This window comes from Winkia neuii subsp. neuii DSM 8576, from assembly GCF_000420405.1.
GTDB lineage: Bacteria > Actinomycetota > Actinomycetes > Actinomycetales > Actinomycetaceae > Winkia > Winkia neuii.
Genome location: NZ_ATUW01000007.1, coordinates 20,783 through 39,248 on the forward strand (window position 1 = coordinate 20,783; position 18,466 = coordinate 39,248).

Below are 18,466 nucleotides of genomic sequence, written 5' to 3' on the forward strand. Positions count from 1 at the left end.
CTAACTTCGGATATGCCTCAGTGCAGGTTTAGTAAGCCTTCTAACGTTTCTACATCTTCCCAGGTGTCGACGTCCGTACACAGTCCCTCCCGGTCTGGCACAAACGCCAATTTTGCAGGCGAAAACGTCCCCTTTACCGACACGTTTCGGGTGGGCCCGCCCAGGAGTTTGGCCAAACTTTCGCGCCTGTATACGCCCAGGGCGTATTGTGCGAACGCGTCTTCGCCCTCGCCGGTAGTAGGAACAGCCCCGTCTAGATCCGGCCCGAGGGCGGCCACGAGCCTCCCGTAGTTCGCAGGCGCCAGCGGCGCATCACAGGTGGCGAGCCCAACCAGGCCCTCCGCCGAACCGGGAGCAGCTGAAAGGCCCGCGGCAAAGCCGGCCACCGGCCCTCCAAAAGGTGGGTCCTCAAGTACCCTAGTAACCCCTTTTGGCACAACCACCGTAGGTGGCGCTACAACCACCACCTGCGCCAGCGGGCATACGTCTTTCACCTGCCCCAACTGCCTTTGCAGCAGGCTCATCCCGCCCACTTGCAAATCCGGTTTGGACACCCCTCCTAGCCGGCGGGCGGTTCCCCCAGCCAGGATGATCACTAACCGCAAAGGCACGGCCACTACCGATTCCAACCTCGATTCCCCTCGAAAGGTATGTGCACCCCATCCAAGTGTGGTTCAAACTCGTGAGGGCGAATCGGGTGGCCCGCCTTGAGCTCGGCACGCAGGTAAGCAACGACGGCCTCCAAATTTCCGGTCTCCTTCGCTACCTGCAACTGACGCTGATACCCCACCCCCATCGAAACGATGTCGTGGATGAAACCCAGGTCGTCTAAGCAATCCAGGTCGCGGGCGGCCGGCTCAAGCCAATCCAACAAATCCGGCAAGGTGTCCGTTATAAGCGCCTCTTCACCCTCGGCGTTTTCAATCAGTATCGCGTCCATGCCGTAGCGGGATGCCCTCCACTTGTTTTCCGCCAGATACCATGCGGGCACGGTGGGCAGGGCGTGGCCCGCGTCCAATTCCCTGGAGGCAGTCTCGACGAGGCAGTGGATTAGCGCAGCAAAAGCCCGCAGCTCAGCAACGTTCGAGGCGGCATCGCACACGCGTACCTCAATCGTGCCCAACTTTGGCGAGGGGCGAATATCCCAGCGAATCTCGTCGAAAGAATCAATAACCCCAGTCTTCAGCATGTCCGAGGTGTACTTTTCAAGTCCCGCCCAATCCTCAAACTGGCGCGGCGCGCCTGCCGTGGGCAGCTGCTGAAACACCATTGCGCGATTGTCGCAGTAGCCGGTATCAACGCCAGCCCAGAACGGCGACGAGGCCGAAACCGCCTGAATGTGGCCCAACTTGGTGGCCAAGAAGTTCAAAATTGGCATCACCTTGTCGCGGTCTTCAATCCCCACGTGCACGTGAGTGCCAAACAGGAGCATCTGCCTGCCCCAAAACTGGGTGCGGTTCACCAGTTCACCGTAGCGCTCTGAATCTGATACTCGCTGGTAAGACGGCTGTGCAAAAGGATGTGATCCCGCAGAAGCCAGCCCGATGCGCAACTGTGACAGGACCGGTTCAAGTTGGGCCAACCCCTCTTCCATGTCGGCCGCACACTGGGAAACCTTATGATTTTTGCGCGAAACTAACTCCACAGTGTTGCGCAACATTTCGCCGTAAAGCAGCGGGGTGCCCGGGTGGGCTTGCTTAGTTAAAGCAATCACCGTGTCCGCACACTGGCGCAAGTCGTCAGAATCTTGGTCGACGAGCTGCAGCTCCCATTCCAAACCAATTGTCGAACGCTCAGACTGCGCAAATTCAATAGTCATGCTCTTATGCTTTCGTAATATCTTCGGCTCCGCCAAAGTTTTTCAAGTAGCTGACAGAAAAATCCTACTTTTTGTTGCTGGAACAGGAAAAGTACCGTCCACAGGCAGGAATCGCCCTCGTCAATATCTGGGCCAAAACCCGCCCAAAACTGGCAGGGCGAAAACTACCTGCGGAAACGTTGGACGAACTCTGTAATCACCCGGTTAGCTCCTGTAACTTCGGCAGCGTCACAACGAGCAATTACCTGTTCTTTTTGGTCCGCCGGATAGTAGGTATCCCCGTAGGAATTAATCCGAATACGCATCCCCTTAGTGGTGATCTCCGGGTGAAACTGGGTGCCGTACACGTTTTTGCCCCAGCGCACCATCTGCACGTGGCAGAAAGAACCAGTAGCTAAAAGCGTGGTGTTGGGCGGCAGGTGGCCTACGGCCTCGGAATGGCCCGTATAGGAGCGAAACTCCCCACCCAACCTTCCCGTGAGCGGATCTGCCTTGCCCTCCTCCGTCAACGTAATGGTGGGCGCCTGCAAGTCTTCGGCAAAGCCTCCCACTAAGGTCCCTCCGGTAGTACGTGCTAAAGCCTGCAACCCAAAACAAATACCTAACGTGGGAAAATCTTCTGCCACCACCCGGCGGGCGAGGGAGCCCACGCGTTCTTCCACCAGCAAGTGCTGGACGGACTTCGTATTTTGCGGGTGAGCGTAGCCGAACGGGGAACCTGTAATGATCACGCCCGAATACTTGCCCAAATCCAAATCGCTGGGGTCCGGTTCGGAAGGATTCAGCAAAGAAATTTGGTCGAGCTCCATGTCCGCCATTCGCCCCCACGCCTTGATGGTGGCCAGTTCGTCCTGCGCGATCAGCCCAGGAGGGCGACACACGGCGAGCAGAAACGGCCTGCAGGTGGTTGCCGGTTCAACGATGCGATGCTCTTCCATAGAGCAACACTAATGTAGCAGGACTCGCAGTGAGAAGTCCGTCCGCATGGTCGACGGCTAGGTGCTCGTTTTGAGGGCCGTGAGCGTCGGCGGGAAGAGGCAAGTGCCCACAAGCTCGTCTAGCTCCGTAGTTGGAGTGTCCGCGAGCGCGGAACTGTTTTCACGGTAGACCACGTTTTGTTTCGATGGTGCTCATATGGTGCTCGACAACCGCAATAGTAAAGCCCCTTTCCTGTTTTCGCAGGTCAGGGGCTGTTTAAATGGCGGTGGAGGTGGGATTTGAACCCACGGTGGCTATTAACCACACAGCATTTCGAGTGCTGCACCTTCGGCCGCTCGGACACTCCACCTAAGCCCACAAAATGAGCTCAGACACTCACTATATAAAATAGCTTGCCGCATTCCCAAATCCGCGCGAAGTGAATCGCCACACCCCGCGGTTGAAACTGTGGTTGCGACTAGTCGACAATGCCGTACAGGCGGTCGCCAGCATCGCCTAGACCAGGAACAATGTAATTGTGATCGTTCAGGCCTTCATCTTCGGCTGCAACCACAACGTGCACGTCGGCACGGTCCCCGATGGCCTCCTGCATGGCCTTGATTCCCTGGGGAGCAGCAACCAGCGAAGTACAAGTTACGTCGCGTGCGCCACGCTCGAGCACGTAGTTCACTGCCGCCACCAGAGTGTGCCCTGTTGCCAGCATGGGGTCAACTAGGAACACCTGCCGGTTCGTCAGGTCGTCTGGCAGGCGGTTCGCGTAAGTTTCCACCGCCAACGTTTCGTCGTTGCGGACCATGCCCAAAAACCCAACTTCGGCGGTAGGTAGTAGCCGCGTCATCCCCTCGAGCATTCCTAGGCCCGCACGCAGAATCGGAATAACAATGGGGCGGGGCTCAGAAAGTTTCTGCCCACTAGTTGCCGAAACCGGAGTCTCGATTTGCACTTGCTCCACCCGCACATTGCGAGTGGCTTCGTAGGCCAGCAAAGTAGTCAGTTCGTCAACAATCATCCTGAAAGTTGACGAGGGCGTGTTCTTGTCACGAAGGATGGTCATCTTATGGTTTACCAGCGGGTGGTCAAGCACTTTCAAATCCATACCTTTAGGCTACCGCGACATTTTGTGATCCGGGTAGGTGAAGGGGCCTGGTACCGTAAAACTATGAATCGCCACACCCACTGGCTCCCTTATTTACGCCGTTGCCTAGACCTCGCCCAGCAGGGTGCCGCCCAGGGCGAAATTCCGGTGGGCGCACTGGTCGTATCAGCTCGAGGGCAGGTGGTTGCGGCCGAACACAACCTGCAGCGAAAACCGCATTTTGACCCTACAGGGCACGCCGAAATACGCGCCTTGCGAGCCGGCGCGGAAGCCCTGCAGCACCCCACTTTGGAAGGCTGCACTCTGGTGGTTTCCCTAGAGCCGTGCACCATGTGTGCGGGGGCGGCAGTACTCGCGCGTGTGAAGCGCATTGTCTTCGCCGCCTGGGATCCCAAAGCCGGAGCCTGTGGGTCGATCCGCGACGTAGCCCGCGACTCTAGGCTCAACCACCGCCCCGAAGTGATCGGGGGCATTTGCGAGGCCGACGCCCGCCTCCAATTGCAAACGTTCTTTTCTGACCTTCGCCGCTGAAGTGGTCCGGCCCCGCCCTCTTTAGGCCTGTTCTAAGGCTTTTTGCACAGAAGAAAGCAGATCTTCCCAGGCAACTTCGAACTTCTTCACGCCCTCGTCCAGAAGCTGGCGCGCAACGTCCGAAAATCCAATGCCCACCTCGGCTAATCCGTCAAATACGCGGTGTGCCTCCGGCAGATTCGGGGTAATAGCATCCCCGTGCAACTCGGCCGAAGCAGCCACGGCGCGCAGCGTCTTTTCGGGCATGGTGTTGACCGTGTCGTCTGCTGCCAGTTCGTCGACGTATAGGGTCGGTTTCAAGGAGGGGTCTTTGACTCCCGTAGACGCCCACAGCGGCCTTTGCTCGGTGGCACCTTGCCTGGCCAGTTCTTGCCACCGGGGGGACTGCAACGATTCCTGGTACGTTTCGTATGCCAGCCGGGCGTTGGCTACGCCGGCTTTAGAGCGCAATTGCCTGGCCGTTTTCCCTTCCTTTGCGTCCAGCAGCTTGTCCACCAACGTGTCCACTCGGGAAACGAAGAACGAGGCTACCGACGAGACTGTCGACAGGTCTATGCCGGCCTGTTTGGCCTTTTCTAGCCCAGCCCAGTAGGCCTCTATCACCTGCTTGTATTGGGGTACCGAAAAGATTAGGGTGACGTTTACGGAAATCCCAGCCCCTATTACTTCTTCTATCGCAGCCAGCCCGGCAGAGGTGGCAGGGATTTTGATCATGGCGTTGGGGCGATCCACCACCTGCCACAGGTGTTTTGCCGCCGCAATAGTTTCTTCTGTTTTGTCGGCCAGGCGGGGGTCCACCTCGATCGATACGCGCCCGTCGCGGCGACCCGAGGCCTTATACACCGGCAGCATCAGGTCGCAGGCCTCGCGGACGTCCTGGGTGGTCATGGTCTCGATGGCTTCTTCCACGGAAGCGCCCTCGCCAGCGAGTTGGGCCACCTGGTCGCCGTAATCCTTGCCATCGCCGATCGCAGCCTTAAAAATTGCCGGGTTGGTGGTAACCCCAACCACGGACGCCCCTTCGATCAGTTCCTGCAAATTGCCCGATTTGATTCGCTGCCGGGAAAGGTCGTCCAGCCACACGGAAACTCCGATGGAAGAAAGTTCAGACAGATTGTCACTCATGGGCACTCCTTTGTTAGCGGGAAGTTCCGCTACGGTTTGCAAACTTACCGCTATCGTAGCCACCCTTTACCTTCTGGCGCGCTTTGGGGCGCACCGCGGACGCTCCGGCATCCTAACGGCACACTTTGCCACAGGTTTGCTCGAGGCCCCCCTGGGGCACGCCTAGGATTCGAGTTCGTCCAGCGCTTCCGCCGCGAGCTTGCGCCCGTAGTCCATCATTTCTTCGGCCCGGTAGAATTCGAGTGTTCCCACCTTGTCGATTGGTATATCGATGGTTGCGCTGACCGGGTTGGATGCTGCCCGATAACGGTAGATTAGCTCCTGCATAGTTGTCATTGACATGTCTGCAACCTGCCAGGTAGATATGCCGGGAGGCAGTTTTCCGGGCCCCCAGTTGGCGTGCGGGTCTTTGCCCGCTTCGGGGTTGCCAGGTTCGGTGATCTGCCCGCTCTCTTCCTTTTGCGGTTCTTCAAAGTAGCGGCTGATCTTGTGGAACAGTTCGTTGTCTGTAAGTGCGTTCACGCCTTTGTTGATAGACCTAGCGAGGGCGGAGCCTTCTTTTTCTGCCTCTATCGCTTCGCGCAGTCGGTCGCGGGGGTGGGCGTCGGGGTGACCGTATAGGTTCACGGCGATGGTAGCGTCGGATACCTGCGCCAGGGTTGGTTCAACTGGTACGGGGTTTACCAGGCCCCCATCTGCCAACAGCCGGTCCCCCATCAGAACGGGAGTGAAGATCATTGGGATGGAAATTGACGCCCTAATCGCCGGATATAAGGGCCCTGATTGGAACCAGATTTCGCGCTGCGACAAGAGGTCTGTGGCCACTGCGGTGAAGGGGATAGAAAGTTCTTCGATGCGCGCAGAACCTGCGATTTCCTCGATCTTTTTCAATACTTTCTGCCCGCGCACTATCCCCGCTGATCCCAGGGCTGGATCCACTAGGCGCACCATATCTGTGCGGGTAAGGGAGGCCGCCCACTGTGCCACCTCAGGCAGCTTTCCCGTGCCGTAAACCCCACCTACGAGCGCCCCCATAGACGCCCCCGAGATAGATACGATCGTGTGTCCGCGTCGTTCGACCTCTTCAATAATGCCGATGTGGGCCCACCCACGAGCCCCACCCGACCCCAAAACCAAACTTATGCGCATGTGCCCAGCCTACCTGCCCGCCCCATAGTCGACGAGGGCAAGAGGGCGGGGTGGCTCCCCTAAGGTAAGCACAGCCCGGGGCTGGGAAGACGAAAAAGTGCCCCACCAACAGGTGAACTGCCGGTGGGGCACTGCGCGGGTGCGCGTTTTCTACACGATGTTGCCGGAGAGGATTTCCTTAGAAGGACGGAATGACAGACTTGTCGGCCCAAGTCTTTTCAATAAAGTCCTTTAGTTCCTTGGAGTGCAGGTCTTTTTCGAGCTTCTGGATAGCTTCGTTCTTGTCGCCCTTGCGCCACACTAGAATGTTCGAGGACGGGTTCCCCTCGGCTTCTTCAAGGGCAATAGCCTCGGACTGCTTCAGTCCGCCAGCCTGAGCGTAGTTGCCGTTGATTACAGCAATGTCGACATCGGCTAGGGAGCGAACCAGCTGCGGGCCGTCAACTTCCTGGAACACGAATCCCTTCGGGTTTAGTTCCTTGTTGGCCTTGATGTCGGCTACTGCTGGGTTTTCCTTCTTGGGCAGCTTGATTAGGCCCTGCTTTTCCAGTAGTGCCAAGGCGCGCCCCTGGTTGGTCACGTCTTGAATAATGCCGATCTTGGCGCCCTCTTTCAGGTCCTTCAGATCCTTGATCTTCTTAGAGAAGATGCCAACCGGCTCCAGGTGGATGCCTTTGCCGGCCTCAAAATCGTAGCCGCGCTGCTTGGATTCGGTCTTGAGGTAGGGGACGGTCTGGAAGAAGTTGGCGTCCACGTCACCGCTCTTTAGGGCCTCATTTGGCTGGACGTAGTCGTTGAATTCTTTGACTTTGATCTTGTAGCCGTGCTTGGCTGCCAGCTCGTCATTGACGAACTTTAGGATCTGGGCGTGAGGGGTGGGCGAGGCAGCCACTACCACGGTGTTCGAATCGCCCGAGGACTTGGCGCCCTCGGAAGAGTTCGAGGAACCACACCCGGTCAGGGCTACGGCGGTTACTAGGGCAGTTGCTGCTGCTACGAGGTTGCGGATTTTCACGGTGTTCTTCTTTCTTTTGCAAGCTCTGCTTACAAAGCTTCGGTTTTTGAAAGGGATTTAGGTATCACAGGTTGCCGACCGACTGGCCCATGGTGGGCGGGCTGGCAACGAAAACTTTGTGTCGGACGTGACTGTGTTCGCATCGCACCGCGTCTTGCCGTGTTTGCCACGAGGGCAAGATTTGGGTGCGGTTTGCTCAGCTAAGGCGCGCCGGCCCGACTAGTAGTGCCTTAGCGGTGGTCTACTAGCCGGCTGAGCATGTCGCCCGTGAGCTGGATTACTTCAACTATGACTATAACGACTACTACGGCAAGGATCATTACGTCGGTTTCGAAGCGGTTGTAGCCGTAGGAGACCGCCAAAAAGCCGAGGCCGTCGCCACCGAGCATGCCGGTGATGGCGCTGTAGCCAATAAGGGTAATTACGGTGACGGTAATGGATTGGATCAGAGACGGTAGCGCTTCAAGAATTTGCACGTCGAGCATGATTTGCATGCGGGACGCCCCCATCATTTTGGCCGCCTCAATTTTGCCGGATTCGACTCCTAGCAGGTTCGATTCGACCAGGCGGGCAAAGAAAGGGATAGCCCCAACGGTGAGCGGCACAATGGCGGCCTTCCAACCGATTGAAGTGCCTGCCACCAGCCTGGTGAACGGGATGATGGCAACAACTAGGATGACGAACGGGAACGACCTACCAATGTTAACTATGGTGCCCAAAATCTGGTTTACGACCTGATTTGGGAACAGCCCGCCTTTCCCGGTGCCAACTAGCACCAACCCCAAGATGAGCCCCCCGATAACGGTGAGGACGGACGAGATAGCGGTCATAGCCAGCGTCTGCCAGGTGGCCGTCCACAATTCCCCACTTTGGATTACGGGGATGTCGGTTAGGCCGGATAGTAGGGAGGTGTTCACTTTATTTCCCTCACTTCCGCGCTGGTGCCAGCGTTGCGCATGGCGGTGATGGTTGCTTCTACTTGTTCGGGTGGTACTGCCAGTGCGAGGCGCCCCACCTGGGTTTGCCCTACTGTCTCGAAGGTGCCCGAGACAATATCGGCACCGATTTGTGCGGCCGCACTCATTACTGCGGAACCCCTGGGTTCGCCGGGGTGGGCGGTGAAGGCGACATCTACCACGGCTGCGGGTTTGCCACCTAGGGTGGGTTCGTCCTCGATCGAGGGCGGCGGCACCAGTTCGCGCGAAAGCCGCGAGCCGGGATCTTCCAACACGTCTTCGATGCGTCCGGATTGGATCACTTTGCCGTTCTCGAGCATGGTGACCGAATCACAGATTTCGCGTACCACACCCATCTCGTGAGTGATTATCAAAACGGTTACGCCCAGCCGGTCGCGCACATCTTGAACGAGCTGCAGAATTTGCCGGGTCGATTCGCTGTCGAGGGCGGAGGTCGGCTCGTCGCACAGTAGCACGGGCGGATTGGTGGCGAGTGCGCGGGCGATGCCCACGCGCTGGCGCTGCCCCCCGGAAAGCTGGGACGGGTAGGAGGAGCCGCGGTCAGATAGCCCTACCAGATCGAGCATCTCTTGGACTCTTGCATGGCGTTTGCCAGCTTTTACCCCTGCAAGTGAAAGCGCGTAGCCAATGTTGCCGGCTGCAGTTCGCGAATCCAGCAGGTTGGCGTTTTGGAACACCATGCCAATGTTCAGGCGGGCTTTGCGCAGCTCAGAATGGTGCAGTTTCGACAGGTCTTTTCCGGCAACAGTAATTGAACCGGAAGTTGTTTTTTCGAGCGCACATAGGCAGCGAATCAGCGTGGATTTACCGGCCCCTGATTGGCCCACAATGCCGTGGATGTCACCTTGGGGAACCGAAAGGCTAACGTGGTCGAGGGCGTGTACGTCCCCACCCTTGCGCCTGGGGTAACGCTTAGTTACGTCGCTCAACTGAATTAGTGGGGAGCGATCTTCTTGCGTAATCGGCATCCGTATCCTTCCATCGGTCCTGGCGGAAGCACCCACACCAGACGGCGGGTTGCTGCAGCGTACGAGCCAGGTCTCTGCGCTACTCTTGATGGTCTGACTCGAGCTTAAGGCCCGCAGTTTTTTCGCGCAAACTCGTCTTGACATTCAACGAGTGAGTCCTCTCACGATTTTCCTGTAGCGGTGTTCATTTTTGCCCACTTTTGTCGGCGGGTGGTGTATTAGAGCGCGCTAATGTGGCAAAGTAGGTTACATGAATTCTACTAATGCCCCTCAAAGTGGCGAGGCAACGCCCTCGGAAACGGGTACTTCCGTTCCGCTCGGCGATCCGCAAATGGCTAATTTACGTAACGCTTTGGGCAAAGCACTACTGGTGCTACAGGAACATTTGCAGGGCCAGAATACTTTGAACCTTGTCGAGGACGGGCAGGTTTTCCTGCCGGACGCCCAGCGCATCACCATTGCTCTGGCGATGATTGTTTCTAATTCAATACAGGCGCTCGGAGTTTCTGAATCCGACATGAACGACCTGATGAGCCACATTCACGACGATCTGGCCGCTAAAGCCAGCCAGGGCGACGAGGCTGCGCGCGCGTCTCAGCCCAGTTTTGATGCAATCTACCTGTGCCTGCACGGCAAGACAGACGAATGGCGCGACCTGGTCGACGCTATGAGCCCCCTAGAATTTGGCACGCTCATGCTTATGCTTCCCGAGACTGCGATCGGGCTCATGACCATCCCTACCGGAGGCGACCGCGAACCCCTCAAACCGCTGCTGGCGCGCGGCTACCAGGAACTAGCCAAGATCGACGCCAACGCCGACGAACCCAGGCAAGACCTGCAAGCTGACTTAGAGAAGGCTCAGCAGGCCGGGCGCGAGGCCGAGGCCGCAGCAGCAAAGCAAGGCTGACCGCCCCTGTTGTAGGGCCGGCTCACAGCCGCAAGCATTGAGGCCTTCACCTGCCAAGATGCAGATTCCAGCTGAGCGGGTAACAATGAGGTTATGGATACCTCGAAGCCCTACAAAATCGAAATGGTGTGCACGGGCAACATCTGCCGTTCAGTGATGGCGCAGATCGTGCTCGACACGCAGCTGCGGCGCAGCGGTGTAAAGGGCGTGCAGGTTTCGTCCTCGGGAATTTCAGACGAGGAACATGGCAACCCAATAGATAGGCGCGCCGCCAAGGTGTTGCGCCAGGGGGGCTACCCCACTCCACTGCATCGCGCCCACCAGTTGGATGCGGCCACTTTCGCCTCCGCGAACCTGGTGCTGGCAATGACCTCCACCCACTTTGCGCACCTGGAACGGCTGGCGCGCGAGGCTGGGCTAGAGGCCTTTCCGGGGGCATCCGGGCCCGGGCGCATAGATCTGCGCATGTTCCGCAGTTTCGACCCCTCCCTTGCGGTCAGCCCTGCCGAACGCGGCGAGGGCGACCCGTTCACACAAGCTGAAGAGGACGGGGATACCCAGTGGCTGAGGCGGCGCGAATTAGACGTGCCCGACCCGTGGTACGGTACGGCAGCTGACTTTGACCAAACAATGCAAACGGTTGAAAAAGTGTGCCCCCACATTGTTCACTACATCCGCAAGGTAACCGGCCAGTAGTTAGTTCTGCCTCTCTGGCCCAGCCGCAGCGGCGGCAGCTACGCCCTGCCACGTCTGTAGCTGTAATCGGGCAGGGGCAGCTCCCACACCGGCCGGCCTGAAGTCACCAACGAGTACAGGCACAGCCCAAACAGAACTAGCTCGACCAGGGCAGGGAAAACTAGCTTGGCGTCGTAGACGCGCACGGCCTCTAAAATTCCGCGAGCGCCGCCCTCGTGCGCAATCACCCAAACACCACCCAAGGCGATGCCTACATTCACGAGCCGCATCCCTTGACAGGCCCAAAGGGCCGAACCCCCAACCGGGTCTGCTCTGAAATAGGTAGGCGGCCAAAAAATAGGCCACTTCGGTAGCTGCCAGCAAAAATCCCAGGGGACGGCAAAGCCACGACACCGCATTTTGGGGCCACATAACCGTGGCTATGTAGACCAGTTCTACCGCTACGAGTGCGACCAGATCTAGCCGTTCAACAAAACCTACCTGCGGCCGACTCCGACCAAAAACCCCTTCTGCAAACACGGCCAACCCTCCTTGGTTTTACCGGTTCCTCGCTGAACCTTAGCCCGCTCAAAACCATTATCTAAAAGGGGTTTTAGGCTAGTCAACACTCCGTGGGCCCAACGGACAAAAAGCTGCCAGCACCCAAATGTTGCCATTCGCGCCCGCCAATTCGGGACGCGCATAATTCGGGTGCTGGCAGAAAAGCCTAAAATGGCAGGCTTAGAAATCCCAGTCTTCGTCCTCAGTTTCGACAATGTCGCCGATTACGTACGAGGAGCCGGAACCGCTGAAGAAGTCGTGGTTCTCGTCTGCATTCGGAGAAAGGGCCGCCAAAATTGCAGGGTTGACATCTACGGCTTCGGCGGGGAACAGCGCCTCGTAACCCAGGTTCATTAGGGCCTTGTTGGCGTTGTAACGCAAGAACTTCTTTACGTCCTCGGTGAGGCCCAGCGGATCGTAGAGGTCCTCGGTGTACTGTTCCTCGTTCTCGTAGAGTTCGTCCAGCAGGTCGAAGGTGTACTCCTTGAGTTCAGCCTGGCGCTGCGGGGATGCTTCGTTTACGGCCACCTGGTACTTGTATCCAATGTAGTAGCCGTGCACGGCCTCGTCGCGAATGATCAGGCGAATCAAGTCGGCAGTGTTAGTTAGCTTGGCGTGCGCAGACCAGTACATGGGTGCGTAAAAGCCCGAGTAGAACAGGAACGACTCGAGCATAGTGGAGGCAACCTTGCGCTTTTCCGGGTCGTCGCCCTCGTAATACTTTTCGACGATCAGCGCCTTGCGCTGCAGGGCCTCATTCTCTTCGGACCAGCGGAAGGATTCGTTGATCTCCTCGGTGGACAGCAGGGTCGAGAAGATGGACGAATACGACTTGGCGTGCACCGATTCCATGAAAGCAATGTTGGTGTAAACGGCCTCTTCGTGAGGGGTGCGGGCGTCTGGGATCAGCGAGACGGCCCCAACCGTGCCCTGCAGGGTGTCCAGCAGAGTCAAACCGGTGAAAACGCGGTTAGTCATGGTCTTTTCGGCCTCGTTCAGCGTTTTCCAAGAGGGAATGTCGTTAGAGAGAGGCACTTTTTCGGGCAACCAGAAGTTACCTGTCAGACGGTCCCACACCTCTACGTCTTTTTCGTCTTCGATCTTGTTCCAGTTGATCGCCTTGATCACGTGGTTGTCCCCGAACATGTTTCCCCTTCTGCGTATCGTGTTCTACAAATTTTATGTTTTCTGCCGCGCCTGCGTCCCCTACCAGAGCTGCGCCACCGATTCTAACGCGGCCGCCATCTGCGGGTTCCAGTAGGCGTAGTCATGTCCGCCACTGCCCTCAGTGTATTCGTAGCTGACGCCAAGTTTCTTCGCGAGGGCGGCAAAGCGCCTATTCATATCCAACAGCCGATCGTCCCTGCCGCAGCAGGCCCACAATCTTGGGAGGGCGGCCGGGTCTGCATTTTCCAATTGGGTAAACAGGTCGAAGGCGCTTCCGCGGGCGTTGGCGAGGCCGAAGACGTTCTGGTACAGGTCCTGGTGGCGGGATTTGAATGCGCCCTCGGCAATATCGGTAGTGCCCGAGAGCGAGATCGCAGCCCGAAAAAAATTGGGACGGGCTAAGGCCGCTTTTAGTGCCCCATAGCCGCCCATCGAAAATCCGGCCACAATTCGCCGCTTTGGCGAGGCCACCCCCAGCGTTGTTTCTACGTATTCTGGCGCCTCGTCAAAAGCCCAATCTGCCCACGCCAGCCCGTATTTGGCATTAGTCCAAAAGGAGCGTTCCCCGCTCGGAAATACGAATAGCGCATTGTATTTGTCGGCCCACCGCTGTACCGGCGCATAAGTTGGCCAAATGGAATGGTCCCCACTGAGCCCATGCAACATGTAAGCCACCCTGCCGGGCGCCGGCGCATCCGGCGCCAGATCGCGGCTATTTGGCGCAATTATCGTTAGCGAAGTTGCCATCTGCAGCGAGGCAGATCTGATGCCGTCAATGCTAATGCGTGCCATGGCTCAACCATACCGGCCGTCCCCGCAAAAACCGACCCCCTGCCCTCCCGTCTTTTTAGCGCCCCAGGGGTGGCAAAAAAGTACAAAACTAATTAAATGGCATAAAAATGTTGTGACTTTACCCAGCTGGAAGGGTGCAACCGGCGTCACTGTCTTATTGTGGAGGCATGAATAATTTTCGCGGCAAACGAGGAAAAGGTAACCGGAACGGCAAAGGACGCCGCGAGCCCTTTGGCGGAGGTACCGCAGATCAACTAATTGACCACCTTCATAAGATGGACGGCTCGTCCTACGGCGCATATAAGCAACTGGTGGGCGCCTGGGATTACGGCGATTTCATTCTTCACATCGAGCGCGTCCAATCCGACCCCTACGCTCCCCCGTCGGCAGTGCGTGCCGAAATCCCGGCAGACGTTGCCGGAATCCCCGACTTTGCTAAAGCCAGCCCGCAGGCACGGCTTGCGGCAGCAGACTACTTCCACCGCGACTTCTCTGCGCGTATCCGCCCCGAACGCGATCTGCGCGTAGCCTATGCGGGGCAAACTGTGCTCAATCGCAGCGCTGTTACGGTAAATGAGGACGGGTCTGTGCAGATGCGCTTCCAAGTCCAGTTCCCCGCCCGCGGCCGGCGCATCTTGGGCCATGCCATGGCCGACCTGGTTGACGGCCCGCTTCCCGATTGCGTGCTAGACACGGTCGACTTCCTCTCCGACGAGGCCGTAGCCGATGCGGACGCCCTCAAAAAACACGTAGAAACAGTCGAAGACTGGTTTGCCCTACAGCAGGTGCTAACCGAACAGAACCTACTCGCCTTCATTGGCGACGATTCGATTCTGGCGCGCGCCTCTGGCATCGACCAGCACCCTATGGAAGACGCGGTTCCCACCAAGGCTCCCGACACACTTGCTCTGGAGGTCGAGCTGCCGCACGCCGGCAAGGTGCGCGGGCTGGCTTTGCGCCCCGGTGTCACGTTGATTGTGGGCGGTGGCTACCACGGCAAATCGACTTTACTCGATGCCGTTTCCAACGGTGTCTACCCACACATTCCCGGCGATGGGCGCGAGAAGGTGGCTACCACCCCCAAGGCCGTCGCAGTGCGAGCCGAGGACGGGCGCGCAGTTACCGGCGTGGACGTTTCCGCTTTCATCGCTGACCTGCCCTCGGGCGGGGACACCTCCCGCTTCACTTCCCCGGATGCTTCCGGATCCACTTCGCAGGCTGCTGCCATTGCGGAGGCCGTCGAGGCCGGCACCAACTGCCTGCTAATTGACGAGGACACCTCAGCTACCAACCTGATGATCCGCGACCTGCGCATGCGCCAGCTGGTACCCGATGCGGGCGAACCCATCACCCCGCTGGTCGACCGCATCCGCGGGCTGGCACGCAAGGGCGTTTCTTCCATAGCCGTAATGGGCGGTTCCGGCGACTACCTAGATAGAGCCGACACCGTTATCTGCATGGACAACTACGTGATCACCGATGTGACTGAAAAGGCGAAGCAGGTTGTAAAGGACACTCCCAGGCAGACAACCGCCGATCTCGACTTCCCCGAAGTTGCAGCTCGCAAGCCCCTCGCTAACCCCTACGAGGGCGACCGCGGCCCCAAGGTACGCGGCAACACTTCGCGTATTTCACTGGACCGGCAAGATATCGACATCGCTGCGCTCGAACAGGTCGTTGAGGCAGGTCAGGCAAATGCCATTGGGTGGTCGCTGCGCCGGCTCCAAGACGAAGTATTCAACGGAGAGCGAACCCTCAAAGAGGCTGTCGACTACCTGTGGGAAAAGGAGTACAGTGACGGAGGCCTTGACGCGCTCCGGCCTCGTTCCGGGTTCCTAGCTGAGCCCCGCACGATCGACATTATTGCCGCCGCTAACCGGATGCGTTGGCTAAAACTGGACCAAAAGTAGCTGAGGAGCACATGTCACAAACGCCATCGTTTATAAACCGGCCTAACCCTGACGACCCAAAATGGGTAAAAATTCCCGAATCGGATCGGGTCTACAATCGCAACCTAATTCTGGTAGTGCTACTTATCCCATTGGCTATGTCACTAATCCAGGTTTCGTCGGTGAACGTGGCGCTCGAAACTATTGGGCAGGCTCTGGGAGCATCCCAATCCGCCATCCAGTGGGTGCTCTCGGGCTACGCCCTGTCCTTCGGCATTTTCTTGGTTCCGTCAGGCCGACTCGGTGACATTTTTGGCCGGTCCGGGGTATTCACTATAGGCCTGGCACTATTTACCATCGCGTGCACTGCATGCGGTTTTGCCACCTCCCCAACCATGCTGAACGGGTTCCGCATCCTGCAAGGGATAGCCGCCGGCATATTTAGCCCCCAGGTAACCGGCATCATTCAGCAGTACTTCCAAGGTCAAGCCCGCGCCCGCGCCTTCTCGATGTTCGGCCTCGTTATTGGTGCCTCCGTGGCAGTTGGACCACTATTTGCCGGACTGTTAATCGACCAGCTCGGGCCCCAAAACGGGTGGCGGTCTTCGTTCTTGTTCAACCTGCCACTCGGAATCATCGGGGTAATTGCCGCGCTGCGACTGTTGCCCTTCGGCAAAGAACGTCGCCATTTCGGCGCTGTCCGCAAGCTCAAAAGGAACAGGACTACCTCAAAGGGCGTTGCCCCCTCGAAAGCTAATGCCTCCCCAGCAACTGAAAAAGTCGACCTCGACCCGGTGGGAATTTTACTGCTGGCGGTTGGGGTGCTGTGCGTAATGTTGCCCTTCATTAGCCACGGCCACCCGCTGATGTGGTCGCTGCTCCCGCTGGCAATCGTCATAACCGTAGTCTGGGTGTGGTGGGAAAACCGCTACAAGCGCCGCGGCCACTTCCCCATGGTCGACCTTTCGCTGTTCAAGTTGAAATCGTTCAGCTACTGTGCGGCCATCTCGGCCACCCAATTCCTGGGGACCACCTCACTATTTGTTATCTTCGCAATCTACCTGCAAGGCGGGCTGGGCAAATCGGCACTGCTGACCGGCGCCATTGGCATCCCCAACGCGGTCGTTTCCGCAGTAGCTGCGCTGTGGTCCGGAAAGCACGCCCTCCGCTCCGGGCGGCAGGTGCAGATCCTGGCGCTGAGCCTCCTACTGGCCGGCGTGCTGACTTTGATCGGCGTGGTCTGGGCAGTGCACAACGGCGCTTCGTTCTGGTGGCTATGCATTCCGCTCATGATCTTTGGCTTCGGGCAGGGGTCCATGGGCGCAGCCAACCAGACCCAGGCTATGCTCGACGTACCCGTAGAACACGGCGGAATTGCTGGAGGCATCACCCAAACTGCCCAACGCATCACCACGGCCATCGGCAACGCAGTAACCACCGCCATCTTCTTCGCCGTGGTGGGAAACCAGCGCACAGCTTCCCGCTGGGATTGGTCCATGGGCATTAGCGCAGCCTACGTGCTGATTGCCTCCGTGCTAGCAGTTTCCCTGGTAATCGCCATCCTCTACTGGTGGGATCTGGCCGGCAAGCGGCCCCGCAACCGCAAGAAGTAACCTGGCTCGGGCCTGCCGCAGCGCAGCGCGAAAAACTAACGGCGAACGCGCGGGCCCGGCCGGGATTCGCCCTCGCCGCCCCTACCTGCAGCCCCCGCCCACCGTTAGATCTTTTTTGCGCCTTACAATAGAGCTATGTCCAAAAAGCGCGGCAACGGCAAAGTGGAGGCGGGAGCTGCAACTCCCGCACTGGAAGCACTCGAAGCAGCGGGGGTACCTTACGAGGTGTTCGAACATCCACACGACCCGCGTGCAAAGCAAGGTTTCGCCCTGGAAGGTGCCGAGCTGATGGGGCTCGACCCCGCAACCGTGTTTAAAACACTTATGGCTCGGGTGGATGATTCCGAGGACGTGGTGGGCATCGTCCCCGCAACCGCAACACTAAATCTGAAGCAACTGGCCAAGGCCGCCGGAGGTAAGAAGGCCGAGATGCTCCCAGTGGCGCGCGCGCAGGTAGTCACCGGCTACATTGCCGGGGGCATTTCTCCGCTCGGACAAAAACACCCGCACCGCATTTTCTTGGACGAATCGGCGATTTTGCAAGAGGCAATCCATGTGAGCGCCGGCAAACGCGGTTGGTCGGTAAAGCTCGAACCCGACACCTTGCTTCGCGTCTGCCACGGCAACTATGCAGCCATCGCCGATTTCAAGCACCACTTCTAAAATTCTGAATTTCCTGGCCGCGGCTGCGGCGTTATCTAACCGGCACAGACCCGCACTTATCTAGACGCGCATGCCCCGCATAGGGCCACTTCAGCCCATGGCACGTGCTAAATGCGCATAAGTTGCCCCCGCAAATCATCGAACAGCCCCAACTTCGCCGCGTTTTCGCAGGTCAGCGCCATATGAACAAGGTCATACCACTTAGCGCGCGCTAAAGAGGATACCGCTCTTCCACCCCCGTTTTATTTGTCCTAACATTGTTACCGAGAGCGAGGGACAAGAGAGATCCCCCAGCAAATAACCTTTCAGGAGGAAAAATGACTCAGATGTACCTAGCAGGCGTAAAGCCCGAACTGACCACCGGCGCACTGACTGTCGCCCTCTTCGCTCTGATGCTCGGAGCAATCGTGGTCACTTGGATCGGCGTGTTCACCTCGATCATCCCGATGGCGATCATCGGCGGCTTCGCAGTGGCCTTCACCGGTATTGCCGCAGCATTCAACATCGGCCTGGAAGCAGCTCACAGGAACTAGCGCGTACACGAGGCGAATTTGCAGGCCTAGTTCGGCAAATCCAGGCC

General features: G+C 58.2%; 19 protein-coding genes and 1 tRNA gene. 7 read left to right on the plus strand and 13 right to left on the minus strand.

From position 1 onward, the window contains the following. Positions 1-17 precede the first annotated feature (17 nt). The 5 genes from mobA to upp form a co-directional block, all read right to left on the minus strand. Entirely contained in the window at positions 18-611 is a 594-nt protein-coding gene (gene mobA / locus G437_RS0107410) for a molybdenum cofactor guanylyltransferase (RefSeq protein ID WP_231782335.1), read from the minus strand. Positions 612-616: 5 nt separating this feature from the next. Beyond that, the gene (locus tag G437_RS0107415) at positions 617-1,819 is read right to left on the minus strand and encodes a glutamate--cysteine ligase (RefSeq protein WP_024331933.1); all 1,203 of its coding nucleotides are present in this window, start codon (positions 1,817-1,819) and stop codon (positions 617-619) included. Positions 1,820-1,983: 164 nt separating this feature from the next. Next, positions 1,984-2,757 carry a glutamine amidotransferase-related protein gene (locus G437_RS0107420; protein WP_024331934.1) on the minus strand — a complete coding sequence of 258 codons (774 nt, stop codon included), beginning with the start codon at positions 2,755-2,757 and terminating at the stop codon, positions 1,984-1,986. Between the two features lie 261 nt (positions 2,758-3,018). Then, a tRNA-Ser gene (locus tag G437_RS0107425) sits at positions 3,019-3,107 on the minus strand. A 108-nt stretch (positions 3,108-3,215) separates the two neighbouring features. Further along, positions 3,216-3,854, minus strand: a complete 639-nt coding sequence (gene upp, locus G437_RS0107430; RefSeq protein WP_024331935.1) for a uracil phosphoribosyltransferase — start codon at positions 3,852-3,854, stop codon at positions 3,216-3,218. A gap of 63 nt (positions 3,855-3,917) precedes the next feature. Here upp and G437_RS0107435 point away from each other — a divergent pair, with 63 nt between their 5' ends. Further along, positions 3,918-4,385: a nucleoside deaminase gene (locus tag G437_RS0107435; RefSeq protein WP_024331936.1), complete on the plus strand. Its 468-nt coding sequence runs from the start codon at positions 3,918-3,920 to the stop codon at positions 4,383-4,385. Between the two features lie 21 nt (positions 4,386-4,406). On the opposite strand, the gene tal is transcribed toward G437_RS0107435, so the two are convergent. The 5 genes from tal to G437_RS0107465 all read right to left on the minus strand — a co-directional run bounded on the left by tal (position 4,407) and on the right by G437_RS0107465 (position 9,619). Continuing rightward, positions 4,407-5,510 (minus strand): transaldolase, encoded by a 1,104-nt coding sequence (gene tal, locus G437_RS0107440; RefSeq protein ID WP_029769451.1) that lies wholly within the window; start codon positions 5,508-5,510, stop codon positions 4,407-4,409. A gap of 162 nt (positions 5,511-5,672) precedes the next feature. Next, positions 5,673-6,659 carry a patatin-like phospholipase family protein gene (locus G437_RS0107450; protein ID WP_024331937.1) on the minus strand — a complete coding sequence of 329 codons (987 nt, stop codon included), beginning with the start codon at positions 6,657-6,659 and terminating at the stop codon, positions 5,673-5,675. Positions 6,660-6,837: 178 nt separating this feature from the next. Continuing rightward, a complete protein-coding gene (locus tag G437_RS0107455; RefSeq protein WP_024331938.1) occupies positions 6,838-7,674 on the minus strand; it encodes a MetQ/NlpA family ABC transporter substrate-binding protein in 837 nt (278 codons plus the stop codon). A gap of 230 nt (positions 7,675-7,904) precedes the next feature. Beyond that, complete coding sequence (locus tag G437_RS0107460; protein ID WP_024331939.1) at positions 7,905-8,591, minus strand: methionine ABC transporter permease; 687 nt, start codon at positions 8,589-8,591, stop codon at positions 7,905-7,907. After that, a complete protein-coding gene (locus G437_RS0107465) occupies positions 8,588-9,619 on the minus strand; it encodes a methionine ABC transporter ATP-binding protein (protein ID WP_024331940.1) in 1,032 nt (343 codons plus the stop codon). The genes G437_RS0107460 and G437_RS0107465 overlap by 4 nt, the downstream gene beginning before the upstream one ends. 250 nt (positions 9,620-9,869) lie before the next feature. Between G437_RS0107465 and G437_RS0107470 the strand changes: the two genes are divergently transcribed. Both G437_RS0107470 and G437_RS0107475 read left to right on the plus strand, forming a co-directional pair. Then, the gene (locus G437_RS0107470) at positions 9,870-10,526 is read left to right on the plus strand and encodes a hypothetical protein (protein ID WP_024331941.1); all 657 of its coding nucleotides are present in this window, start codon (positions 9,870-9,872) and stop codon (positions 10,524-10,526) included. A 93-nt stretch (positions 10,527-10,619) separates the two neighbouring features. After that, positions 10,620-11,222 carry a low molecular weight protein-tyrosine-phosphatase gene (locus G437_RS0107475; RefSeq protein WP_024331942.1) on the plus strand — a complete coding sequence of 201 codons (603 nt, stop codon included), beginning with the start codon at positions 10,620-10,622 and terminating at the stop codon, positions 11,220-11,222. Between the two features lie 38 nt (positions 11,223-11,260). Here the strand turns inward: G437_RS0107475 and G437_RS0107480 are convergent, their stop codons facing one another. The 3 genes from G437_RS0107480 to G437_RS0107490 form a co-directional block, all read right to left on the minus strand. Further along, entirely contained in the window at positions 11,261-11,491 is a 231-nt protein-coding gene (locus G437_RS0107480) for a hypothetical protein (protein WP_162138738.1), read from the minus strand. Between the two features lie 451 nt (positions 11,492-11,942). Next, positions 11,943-12,908: a class 1b ribonucleoside-diphosphate reductase subunit beta gene (nrdF, locus tag G437_RS0107485; protein WP_024331944.1), complete on the minus strand. Its 966-nt coding sequence runs from the start codon at positions 12,906-12,908 to the stop codon at positions 11,943-11,945. 60 nt (positions 12,909-12,968) lie between these two features. Next, positions 12,969-13,721: an alpha/beta hydrolase gene (locus tag G437_RS0107490; RefSeq protein WP_024331945.1), complete on the minus strand. Its 753-nt coding sequence runs from the start codon at positions 13,719-13,721 to the stop codon at positions 12,969-12,971. Between the two features lie 167 nt (positions 13,722-13,888). Here G437_RS0107490 and G437_RS0107495 point away from each other — a divergent pair, with 167 nt between their 5' ends. From G437_RS0107495 to G437_RS0107510, 4 genes are all read left to right on the plus strand, one after another. Further along, on the plus strand, positions 13,889-15,631 hold the full coding sequence (locus tag G437_RS0107495; protein WP_024331946.1) for an ABC-ATPase domain-containing protein: 1,743 nt from the start codon (positions 13,889-13,891) through the stop codon (positions 15,629-15,631). Between the two features lie 11 nt (positions 15,632-15,642). Continuing rightward, positions 15,643-17,223, plus strand: a complete 1,581-nt coding sequence (locus tag G437_RS0107500; protein WP_024331947.1) for an MFS transporter — start codon at positions 15,643-15,645, stop codon at positions 17,221-17,223. Between the two features lie 135 nt (positions 17,224-17,358). Beyond that, positions 17,359-17,886 (plus strand): Cys-tRNA(Pro) deacylase, encoded by a 528-nt coding sequence (gene ybaK / locus G437_RS0107505; RefSeq protein ID WP_024331948.1) that lies wholly within the window; start codon positions 17,359-17,361, stop codon positions 17,884-17,886. Positions 17,887-18,203: 317 nt separating this feature from the next. Beyond that, on the plus strand, positions 18,204-18,419 hold the full coding sequence (locus G437_RS0107510) for a hypothetical protein (RefSeq protein ID WP_024331949.1): 216 nt from the start codon (positions 18,204-18,206) through the stop codon (positions 18,417-18,419). Positions 18,420-18,466: the final 47 nt, after the last annotated feature.